Below are 9,848 nucleotides of genomic sequence, written 5' to 3'. Positions count from 1 at the left end.
ATTTATTCCCCCTTTTGCCTCTTGCCTGTTGCATGAGTGCCTCTCCTCTATAAGTAGGCTGGCTGAATAAATGTGAAATCTAGGCAAGGTAAGGGTTTTGTGGCTTTACGAGCGAAACAGGTACAAGATTTTGAGAGAATCGTCGTTCAAAACCTTGCGTCTTCAACGGCCCGCGTCCTGTAGGGGCGAAGCATTCGGGCAATAACCTATCGGTGAAACCGTGGATTTTCTATCCGAATGCTTCGCCCGTACTTTTTCAGCAAACCCTATATAGATTCCACCGATAACCTAGAAATTCCTGCCAAGACATTAGGAACAGAGGGAAGAATTGCTAAAGGGGTAATTTATCTACCAGATAATTGAAAATCATCACAATAATTATTTAGAAAAGTGGAACCTACAGAAGAACAGTATCTTGTCTTAAATGCTCTTGAAACTTTGGGACTCCTGCTCTTTAGAGTCTATGATGAAGATAATGGAGCTTGGCTAATCATTACTTCTAGTCTAACATTGCCCAGATCATACTTATTGCCTAATGGCGAAATTGTTCCCCTAGAATGGATGCTTTAACCATGAAAAAACCGACAGAACTTCAACAGCAAGAATACGAAAGAATTGGCGAAATTGCAGCCAAAGGAAGACAGCGTTATCTAGAAGCAGGAGGCGACCAAAAAATCTGCCCTAGCGGAAGAAAAGGAAATGATTATTTAACCGATGAAGAACGTAAAGAAATTTTACAATTAGCCCGTCAGGTTTTTGGCGTTCAGATTAAAGATGGCCAAGTTTACTGTCAAGGACGGACTTGGAAAATATCCGATAAAAAAGTCTCAAAAGATACCGAAAAATGAACTAAATATTGCTAGTGTAGAACGTAGGTTGGGTTGAAGCATGAAACCCAACGCCCGCATGGGTTACGCTACCGCTAACCCATCCTACAAATAATTCTGCCTCCCTACTTAAATGCGCGGGCAGCTTAGAACTTACCTAAACAAAAGCCCCCAGAAAACATCACTTTCTAGGGGTCTAATTACAATTGACGGAAAACAAACTTATGGGGACGTTAACCTCCAGCCACCGCAGGAACGATACTGACTTCATCGCCATCTTTTAAGGGGGTTTTTGTCCCATCGAGGAAGCGAATATCTTCACTGTTGACGTAGAAATTTAAAAAGCGCCGGGGTGCGCCCTCTTCATCGCATAAGCGGGCCTTAATACCGGGGAAACTTGCTTCTAAGGATTCGATTAAATCACCGACACTACTAGCACTACACTCGATGGTAGCGTTATTTTCTGTAAATTTTTGCAGGGGAGTAGGAATGAGAACTTTTACAGCCATAGATATCAAGGAAAAAGTGGAAAGGACGGTAAGCTGCGCGCGAATTTAAATTGCTTGTGGAGATGAGGCAAGGGAATAATTGCCCCATCATCCCCGAACATCAATTCTAGACGAGAACCTGTTGCCATTCGAGGCGTTCGAGGGTGCGGGAACGTTCTAGGGCCCGTTCAAAGCTTTCTAATTTCGGTTCGATTAACAGGGGTTCACCGATATAACCCTGTACCGCTTCTTGGGTTTTTAGACCATTACCAGTGATATAAACGACCGTGGTTTCTTCGGGGTCGATTTTACCCGCTTCTACTAATTTTTTCAAGACAGCGATAGTTGTACCGCCCGCGGTTTCCGTGAAAATACCTTCCGTTTCTGCCAAAAGTTTAATACCTTCGATAATTTCGGCATCGGTGACGGATTCAATATTACCGCCGGTTTTACGCGCAATATCAAGGGCATAAACACCATCGGCGGGATTACCAATAGCGATCGATTTGGCGATAGTATTGGGTTTAACTGGGGCGACAAAATCCCGTCCTTCCTTGAAAGCTTGGGCAATGGGGGAACAACCCTCCGCTTGAGCGCCACTAAAACGCACTGCTTTATCTGCCACCAAACCGACTTTGACGAATTCTTGGAAGCCTTTATAAATCTTGGTAAAGAGGGAACCACTGGCTAAAGGTGCGACAATATGATCGGGGAGTTTCCAGCCTAATTGTTCGGCCACTTCAAAGCCTAAGGTTTTGGAACCTTCGGAATAGTAGGGACGCAGATTGATGTTGACAAAACCCCAACCGTAGGTATTGCCCACTTCTGAACAGAGACGGTTGACCTGATCGTAATTGCCTTTAACCGCCATTACCGTGGGATTATAGATTAGGGTTCCGAGAATTTTACCCGCTTCTAAATCGGAGGGAATGAAAACACAACAGTCTAAACCGGCGTGAGCGGCAATAGCGGCGGTGGAATTGGCCAGATTTCCCGTACTAGCACAGGAAACGGTGGTAAAACCTAATTCTTTGGCGCGGGTAAGGGCGACGGATACCACTCTATCTTTGAAGCTGAGAGTGGGCATATTGACGGCATCATTTTTAATGTAGAGATTTTTTAGACCCAAGCGCCGGGCTAAACGGTGGGATTTAACTAGGGGAGTCATACCCGTACCCACATCGATAGGATTTTCACTTTCCACCGGCAAAAAGGAACGATAGCGCCAGATGGAATTGGGACCTGCTTGAATGCTTTCTCTGGTGACAGTGCGACGGATGAGGTCGTAATCGTAGTCCACTTCCAGGGGGGCAAAGGTTTCTTCGCAGATATTCAGCGCTTTCAGGGGGTAAGAAGTCCCTCCTTCCTTAGAAACCAAGCGGGTAAAGGTGGGGATGAATTTTGAGGTTTCGATGTTTGTCGCTAGGGTCATGATTTTCCTGTCTTGCCGTCAACTGAATCTACAAGCATCCTATCACTCCCAAAATCTTGGTGTCAAATATACCCGACTATTTTTGTCGGGTATAAATTTATACAAAAATTAGGGGATAATCTGGGGAGCAGCAAGGGTTAAGGGGAGATGGTTAAGCTGCTGTGTCAGGAAACTTCGGGGTAGTTTTAGGTCAAAAAAAGGACTAGGAGAAGGGATTTAAGTGTTTTAGGAGGCTATAGCCTATTTACTGCGAATTTTATCGAAATAAGCTCTGATTTTTCTTTAAATAGCTTAAACAGGGGGCGATTAACTGCGGTTGCCAGAAAGTTTCTCGGGTTGCTCAGGATAATTGTCAAGAAAAGTGACAAATTATGTGATTTTGTTGAGAAATAATAATTTTTCTGGGTTGCCAAATAAAATTGACCATTTCCGGCGGTCGGCAGGAGATTATTTTTATTTATTCTCCCTTCTCCCTAGGAAGGTAGGGTTGATTCATGAATCAACCCTACGGGGGCAGGGGGGATCAAACCTTAAGAGTCAGTGGTCAGGAGACATCTGCTTTTTGATAAAAAGTTAAGGTGGTATTGCCGTAGCGTTTCTGACGACAAATGGTTAAACCTTCTAGATTAATTGCTTGCCAAGATTTGGGATTATGTTCCACGGCAATTTCCCCCAGAGAATCTAATAAATTAAATTGAGAGATGGCAGTTAGTACCGGTAAATATAAACCGCTTTCGTAGGGAGGGTCAAAATAAATTAAATCAAAACTTTTCCCCGCTAAAGTGGCTAACTTTGTCAGTACATCCCCCCGAATTACTTGGAATTGCTGGGGAGAAGTTGCTAAATTGCGCCAATTTTCCTTGATAATTTCGCCAGCGCGTCCTGATTGTTCAATTCCGATTACTAGACTCGCACCTCGACATAAAGCTTCCGCACCCATGGAACCATTACCCGCACAAAGATCCAACCAACGACAGCCGGATAATTTCTGTTGCCAGATATTAAATAAAGCTTCTCGCACCCTTGCTGTCGTCGGACGGGTTAATTGTCCTGCTAGGGTTTTTATGGGACGATTGCCGTAAATTCTCATTAGTTAAAAGGCAAATTCAGTTAATCTTTTTTGTAATAAATCAGGAAAAAGAGCATAGTATCTTTGATTGAGAGGAGAGGGATGGGGGAGAGGCAATAAAGTCACTTTCTTTTGCTGTTTTAATCCATCTTCATCGGTAGCGGTAAGGGTAACTAGCAGTTTTTTGGTAAAGCGTTCTTTATCAAGATAGAATTTATCTACTTCTTTCGGTTTACCGTAGGGTTCAAACCATTTAAAAGCTTCCGTGCCAAGGGGAATGATATGATCACCTTGCCAATAAAAAACGAGCAGTTTTTCTATAAATGGACGAAAACGATCTTTCACTTCCCCAGAATAAGCTTTATTACCCGGAGGTTTGTAGGGAACTGTATTAGTTAGGAAAATTCGATCGCACACGGATAATAACTCTTGACGATCATGAGATTTTCTCCCCTGCCAAGCTTGAAAAAATCCCTCTCTCACCATTCTACCGGCAGCCCCGATCAAAGGTTGTCCTGCATACACTTCATCTCGTCCTAAATCCCGCCCAAAAAAGCATAACTGACTAGCCAGATTACCTGCATACAAAACCGGTTCAAAGGGGTCTTTTTTGGCCTCTTGGTAAATTAGGGTATCGATGGGAAAATCCTCTTTTTTTGCCTCTTGGTGTACCTGTTTAATTAGGGTTTTAATATCGGTCATTATTCCAGAAATCGGTTATTAGTGGCTCTCCATTCTACTACAAAAATGAAAATTATCAGTCTTCAGTCTTCAGGAGATTATTTTTATTTATTCTTCCTTCTCCCCACACCCTACACCCCACACCCCACACCCTACACCCTACACCCTACACCCCAATTCACTCCTCGGTGCGATAGCCAAATTCTGCTAAAAGTGAGCGAGATTGTCGCCATTTTGGTTCTACCTTCACAAATAATTTTAAATATACCTCCCCGGCGATTAACTTTTGAATAGCCGATCGAGCCGAAGAGCCGATCGCTTTTAACATACTGCCATTTTTACCGATGACGATCCCTTTTTGGGAAGCTCGTTCCACGTTAATGGCGGCAAAAACCTTGGTTAAAGCGGGAGTTTCCTCGACGCGTTCAATCACCACTGCCACAGAATGGGGAATTTCCTGACGGGTTTGCCGTAAAATCTGTTCGCGGATTAATTCGCCCATAATAAACCTTTCCGGTTGATCGGTGACTAAATCGGGGGGATAGTAATAGGGACCGACTTCGAGGGAATCAGTTAACAGATTTTGCAGTTCTTCGATTCCCGTCCCCTCCAGTGCCGAAAACTTGAGCAGAGGCCAGTTATTTTCCGCCGCTAAGGTGCGATAACTATCGTCGATAGGCTCCGGGTCTTCCGGTTGCTGATCGGCTTTATTTAGCCCTAAAATCGTGGGAGTTTGGTTTTTAGTCAGTAAATCGGCAATATAGCGATCGCCACTACCCAAAAAATTACTACTATCGACAACAAGTAAAACTAAATCTACAGAATTTATGGCGTTTTCGGCATTTTTAACTAAAACTTTGCCTAATTCGTGATGAGGCTTGTGAATGCCGGGGGTATCGACAAAAATCATCTGGGAGCGCTCGCCGGTGACAATGCCGCGTAAACGGTTGCGGGTAGTTTGAGCGATGGGAGAAGTAATGGCGATTTTTTGTCCCACTAATTGATTCATCAGGGTGGATTTGCCCACATTAGGACGACCAATAATGCCAATAAAACCCGATTTAAAACCAGTGGGTGCGATGGGAATTACTGCCGAATCGAGATTAAAGGCTTGGGAGTTGATCAAATCGTTCATAATTAAAGAATATTACTTAAAAAATATTTTTACCCATGCAAAGGATAATTTTGTTCTTGTTAGTATTGATTCTAGGCTGTAGTAACCATTTAAAATTGTCTATGGCAGGAAATTTAAGCGATCGCTTAACCGATTATCCTCGCTGGATGACTAAACCGGTGGTTAGTTTTGCCAGCGGAGATTTAGTTTATCCCGATTGGATGGTAGGCAATTGGACTGTCACCAGTACTCTGATCGATTTAACCGCTCCTCTTGCTCCCCAGATTATCACACCTGGTTTTGAAAGTAATCGTCGTTACCTAGAACAATCGATCGAGTTTCCAGTGAGATTCATTGAGAAAGCTATGTCCAGACCGATAAATGCTGCCTTTTTATCCACCATTATCAGTAAACCATCAACTGTGGCCGATCGATCCTTTAATGGTTTAGCAATTAGTCGCGCCTATTTAGGTAATCAATCGGTATTATCGGTAAAAACTGACCCCAATAATCCCAATCGTCAGATTACCTTTTTACGGGGCGCTCATCAACTAATTTCCACGGTAATTGCCAGAAATAGCGAAACTCCTAGCCGAAATCAATTTATTGCCACAGAAATTAGTCAACAAATTTTCCGGGGAGAAACCAATACTTATCTTAATGAGGTGGAAACCACCACCGCCTATCAGTTATTATCTCCTAATAAAATTCTAGGCGATCAGGTGACAGCCATTTATCTTTCCCCCCAATCTCCTGATTATTTCCAAGCGCCGAATCGTCCTGTGGCTTTGTATCGTTATCGCTTACAATTGCTGAAAGATTAATAGAACTCCTGTAAAAATCAACAATCTTCCCTTAGATGAGGAGACAGGAGGAGAAAAAAGACAAGAGACAATCCTAGCCATAAAACCTAAGATTATGTCCAAAAGGAATTAAGAGAACTTTCCCGGACCTAGTTTTCGGACTTTATTGAAGGACTTGGGGACGATTTGCTTGAATACTCTTAATCCCTCCTACAGCAGATGTTATGGCCTTTTGTCAACGGGGAAGTTCAGTTATACTGCCTTTTACTCGGCCAAGAAAGTGAGGCTCCCACCGCCATTAATTGCTCAATGTGAGCTAAGTTTCTTTTTCTTGAATTGGTCTTTGATGGGTTTGTAGGTGGGGTTAATCGTCTAGTTGTTCAACCTTTTTAAACACACTATTTCTCTGAGGTAATGTTATGACTATTATCATAGGTATAGGTTCTTCTGCAGCAGGATTAAGCACTTATCTTGCGACTTTAGCTTATCATCAAAAACATCAGGTAAAATCTAAAAAGGTTTTATCTTGTCAAGTAACACCGATTAGTGCGGACTCGTATGAAAGAAAATTGAGTTATAAGGCAGAAAACATTTTAAAAGAGCAAGTGATGTTAGAAGTAACACAATTTTACGATCATCCTTTATATAGTTTTACTATTACTCTGGAAATAAAAGGATTATTTTGGACTAAAAATACAGAAAAAGTTTCATTTGCTATCTACGATATGCCAGATAATCTCTTGAGAGATATTAGAAAGTTTTCATCATCTCATAGCTTCACAGAATATTATGATGATTTATTTAGTGATATAGGTGGATATTTCTTACCAATAGATGGAACATCTCATCGAGAAGATGAGGTATATGCTAAGTCTTTAGAAAAATTTACTACAGATTTAACACAGCGTAACCCTCAAGGTTGTCGTATCGCTTTTACTGTCACGAAATGTGATTTATCAGAACTTTGGGTTAATCGAGATGATCCTCGTGGTCTGGTGCAAAGACGCTTTCCTAAAATGTATGAAATTCTAGAAAATTGGACTCAGGAGGACAAGGGAAAAGTCGAATATTTCACCACTTCATCCTTCGGAGTATTTGGTAAATATTGCGAACCAAATTCAATTATTCAATCAAAAAGTAAAGAGGGAACATCGGCCGTGATTAGAAATCCTCAAGAATGGCAACCTTTTGGCCTAATTGAACCCTTATATTGGTTATGTACGGGCAAAATGCTATAATTATTGTAGGAAAAATTAATATTGCTTGCCCAAAAAATTATTGAGTGATTCGGGAAATTATGAAAATGAAACGCTATCAACTTCTTAAAGAAAGACGAGAAAATATTATAAAAATTGCTCGAAAACATGGAGCATTTAATATTCTAATATTTGGATCAGTTGCCAGAGGAGAAGACAGCAATGACAGTGATATTGACTTTTTAGTAGAAATGGAACAAGGGCGCAACTTATTAGATAGAATTGGTTTAATTCAAGACTTAGAAGATTATTTAGGCTGTAAGGTTGATGTGGCTACTATTAACAGTTTACGAGATTGTTTTCGGGAAAGAATCATGAAAGAGGTGATTCCTTTATGAATGATGACTTAATTTATTTAGGTGATATTTTAGACAGAATTGAACGAATCGAATCTTATACACAGGAGGGAAAAGACAGATTCTATCAATCCTTATTAATTCAAGATGCTGTGATTCGCTGTTTTGAAGTCATTGGAGAAGCTGTTAAACAACTCTCTCCTGAGATTAGAAAAAAATATCCTGAAATTACTTGGCGTAAAATTGCAGGGTTTCGAGATATTTTAATCCATAGCTACACGGGAATCAATGTAGATGAAGTTTGGGGAGTTATTAAAGATAATTTACCTAAATTAAAACAACAAATTCAGCAAATTATTGCTAATGAAAATAATTAAAATCAGTTGACAACATGGAGGTAAGACCTAAGCGATTAGGCATTTTTTTGGTCAAGTATCAAACCCATTCAGCCACTATCCTTAAAAAGATAGCGTGGTGAGGATGTCAAAGAATCATCAAAAATAGCAGCGGTTGCCCCCTAGTTCTATAATCAGATTACGGCTAATTTGATTGGCTATCAACCCTATTTATGTCTATCTCCCCACCCCGTTCGGGTTACACTTTACCGGTTTTTGCCTGTGCCAGTGCGATCGCATCTCTCCAGCATCTCCACGGCGAAAATGAGCTAAATTCCGTTACTTTTAATCTTTTAGAACCGCCAGAAGCCGTTACAATTGCCATCGAACAAGTTGCCCGACTGAACCCCGATGCTGCCCTAGCCATCACCCGCAGCGATCCGGGGGATAATTTAGATTTAACTAGAAATACCCCTATATGGGCGTTAGTAGAAATAAAGACGGGTAATCAAGAGATAGAGATTCAAGGCGGCGAAGGAATCGGCATCCAGGTTGATAATGGCGGAAAATCAGCTATTTATAGTTATGCCCAGCGTCTGCTGCAAGAAAACCTCAGACCCCTGTTACTGCCCCAAGAAAGCATCAAAGTGACGATTATCCTTCCAGAAGGCAAAAAACTGGCCACAAGGACTTCTAACGCCGCTTTTGGCGTGGTAGAGGGGTTATCTTTGTTGGGTACCACTGGCATTTCCCAACCCCTCAGCGCTCCCGGACAGTTGGAAATCTTTCGCGAGCAATTGAAAAATTTATCCCGTCGTTTCGATCGCTTGGTGTTTTGTATCGGGGAAAATGGCTTAGATTTAGCCCCTCAAATGGGTATTAATCCTGATATTTTGGTAAAAACAGCCAATTGGATCGGGCCGATGTTATTAGAGGCACAATTACAGGGAATCTCTGAAATTCTTTTGTTTGGTTATCACGGTAAATTAATTAAACTTGCCGGGGGAATCTTTCAGACTCACCATCATCTCGCCGATGGTCGTCGGGAAATTCTTACCGCCTACGCCGCTAAAATGGGTTTAGCTACCCCCCATCTCCAGCAAATTTTTGACAGTAGCACCAGCGAAAACGGTCTGGAATATCTGCGTCAATTAGACCGGCAAACGGGCGATAATTGGGTGGAACGCATCTATGGAGAAATGGCTAATACGATTGATCGCCGTTGCCAAGAATACGTTTATAACCACAGTAACGGTCATCTTAGGGTCGGTTGTATTTTATTCGATCGCTCTCGTTCTTTGATCAGCAAAAGCGAAAATGGCCTTAAATTTTTGCAAAATCTACAAGTCACTCCCTAGTGACCGTGCTATGATCGTGGGAATCTTTAGGGCTTGCTGAAAAAGTACGGGCGAAGCATTCGGATAGAAAATCTACGGTTTCACCGATAGGTTATTGCCCGAATGCTTCGCCCCTACAGGACGCGGGCCGATGAAGACGCAAGGTTTTGAACGACGATTCTCTCAAAATCTTGCACCTGTTTCGCTCGT

General features: G+C 41.9%; 13 protein-coding genes. 8 read left to right on the top strand and 5 right to left on the bottom strand.

From position 1 onward, the window contains the following. Nucleotides 1–237 precede the first annotated feature (237 nt). From IM500_RS15725 to IM500_RS15715, 3 genes are read left to right on the top strand one after another with little or no spacing between them, the layout of a single operon-like run. A complete protein-coding gene (locus IM500_RS15725; protein ID WP_261779675.1) occupies nucleotides 238–363 on the top strand; it encodes a hypothetical protein in 126 nt (41 codons plus the stop codon). A 27-nt stretch (nucleotides 364–390) separates the two neighbouring features. Then, the gene (locus IM500_RS15720) at nucleotides 391–570 is read left to right on the top strand and encodes a hypothetical protein (RefSeq protein ID WP_061431120.1); all 180 of its coding nucleotides are present in this window, start codon (nucleotides 391–393) and stop codon (nucleotides 568–570) included. After that, entirely contained in the window at nucleotides 558–848 is a 291-nt protein-coding gene (locus IM500_RS15715; protein ID WP_223211756.1) for a hypothetical protein, read from the top strand. Before IM500_RS15720 ends, IM500_RS15715 begins: the two co-directional genes overlap by 13 nt. A gap of 212 nt (nucleotides 849–1,060) precedes the next feature. On the opposite strand, the gene IM500_RS15710 is transcribed toward IM500_RS15715, so the two are convergent. From IM500_RS15710 to era, 5 genes are all read right to left on the bottom strand, one after another. Next, the gene (locus IM500_RS15710; RefSeq protein WP_045362343.1) at nucleotides 1,061–1,336 is read right to left on the bottom strand and encodes a MoaD/ThiS family protein; all 276 of its coding nucleotides are present in this window, start codon (nucleotides 1,334–1,336) and stop codon (nucleotides 1,061–1,063) included. Nucleotides 1,337–1,442: 106 nt separating this feature from the next. After that, complete coding sequence (gene thrC, locus IM500_RS15705; protein ID WP_002783420.1) at nucleotides 1,443–2,747, bottom strand: threonine synthase; 1,305 nt, start codon at nucleotides 2,745–2,747, stop codon at nucleotides 1,443–1,445. A gap of 544 nt (nucleotides 2,748–3,291) precedes the next feature. Continuing rightward, nucleotides 3,292–3,837 carry a 16S rRNA (guanine(966)-N(2))-methyltransferase RsmD gene (gene rsmD / locus IM500_RS15700; protein ID WP_149987704.1) on the bottom strand — a complete coding sequence of 182 codons (546 nt, stop codon included), beginning with the start codon at nucleotides 3,835–3,837 and terminating at the stop codon, nucleotides 3,292–3,294. A 3-nt stretch (nucleotides 3,838–3,840) separates the two neighbouring features. Continuing rightward, nucleotides 3,841–4,518, bottom strand: a complete 678-nt coding sequence (locus IM500_RS15695) for a uracil-DNA glycosylase family protein (protein ID WP_002750869.1) — start codon at nucleotides 4,516–4,518, stop codon at nucleotides 3,841–3,843. A 157-nt stretch (nucleotides 4,519–4,675) separates the two neighbouring features. Further along, on the bottom strand, nucleotides 4,676–5,632 hold the full coding sequence (gene era / locus IM500_RS15690; protein ID WP_190719660.1) for a GTPase Era: 957 nt from the start codon (nucleotides 5,630–5,632) through the stop codon (nucleotides 4,676–4,678). 35 nt (nucleotides 5,633–5,667) lie between these two features. Here era and IM500_RS15685 point away from each other — a divergent pair, with 35 nt between their 5' ends. The 5 genes from IM500_RS15685 (at nucleotide 5,668) to cbiD (ending at nucleotide 9,659) form a co-directional block, all read left to right on the top strand. Continuing rightward, the gene (locus tag IM500_RS15685) at nucleotides 5,668–6,435 is read left to right on the top strand and encodes a DUF6816 family protein (protein ID WP_190719657.1); all 768 of its coding nucleotides are present in this window, start codon (nucleotides 5,668–5,670) and stop codon (nucleotides 6,433–6,435) included. Nucleotides 6,436–6,833: 398 nt separating this feature from the next. Further along, nucleotides 6,834–7,652, top strand: coding sequence for a hypothetical protein (locus IM500_RS15680; protein ID WP_287738909.1), 819 nt, complete (start codon nucleotides 6,834–6,836; stop codon nucleotides 7,650–7,652). Nucleotides 7,653–7,717: 65 nt separating this feature from the next. Continuing rightward, nucleotides 7,718–8,008, top strand: coding sequence for a nucleotidyltransferase family protein (locus tag IM500_RS15675; protein ID WP_002800547.1), 291 nt, complete (start codon nucleotides 7,718–7,720; stop codon nucleotides 8,006–8,008). Beyond that, nucleotides 8,005–8,343, top strand: coding sequence for a HepT-like ribonuclease domain-containing protein (locus IM500_RS15670; protein ID WP_008206140.1), 339 nt, complete (start codon nucleotides 8,005–8,007; stop codon nucleotides 8,341–8,343). The genes IM500_RS15675 and IM500_RS15670 overlap by 4 nt, the downstream gene beginning before the upstream one ends. A gap of 191 nt (nucleotides 8,344–8,534) precedes the next feature. Further along, nucleotides 8,535–9,659, top strand: a complete 1,125-nt coding sequence (cbiD, locus tag IM500_RS15665) for a cobalt-precorrin-5B (C(1))-methyltransferase CbiD (RefSeq protein WP_190719650.1) — start codon at nucleotides 8,535–8,537, stop codon at nucleotides 9,657–9,659. Nucleotides 9,660–9,848 lie beyond the last annotated feature (189 nt).

This window comes from Microcystis sp. M179S2, assembly GCF_020245805.1.
In the GTDB taxonomy this organism is placed as follows: Bacteria; Cyanobacteriota; Cyanobacteriia; order Cyanobacteriales; family Microcystaceae; genus Microcystis; species Microcystis aeruginosa.
The sequence above is the reverse complement of the archived record's forward strand: the minus strand, read 5'-3'. Positions and strand labels throughout refer to the sequence as shown.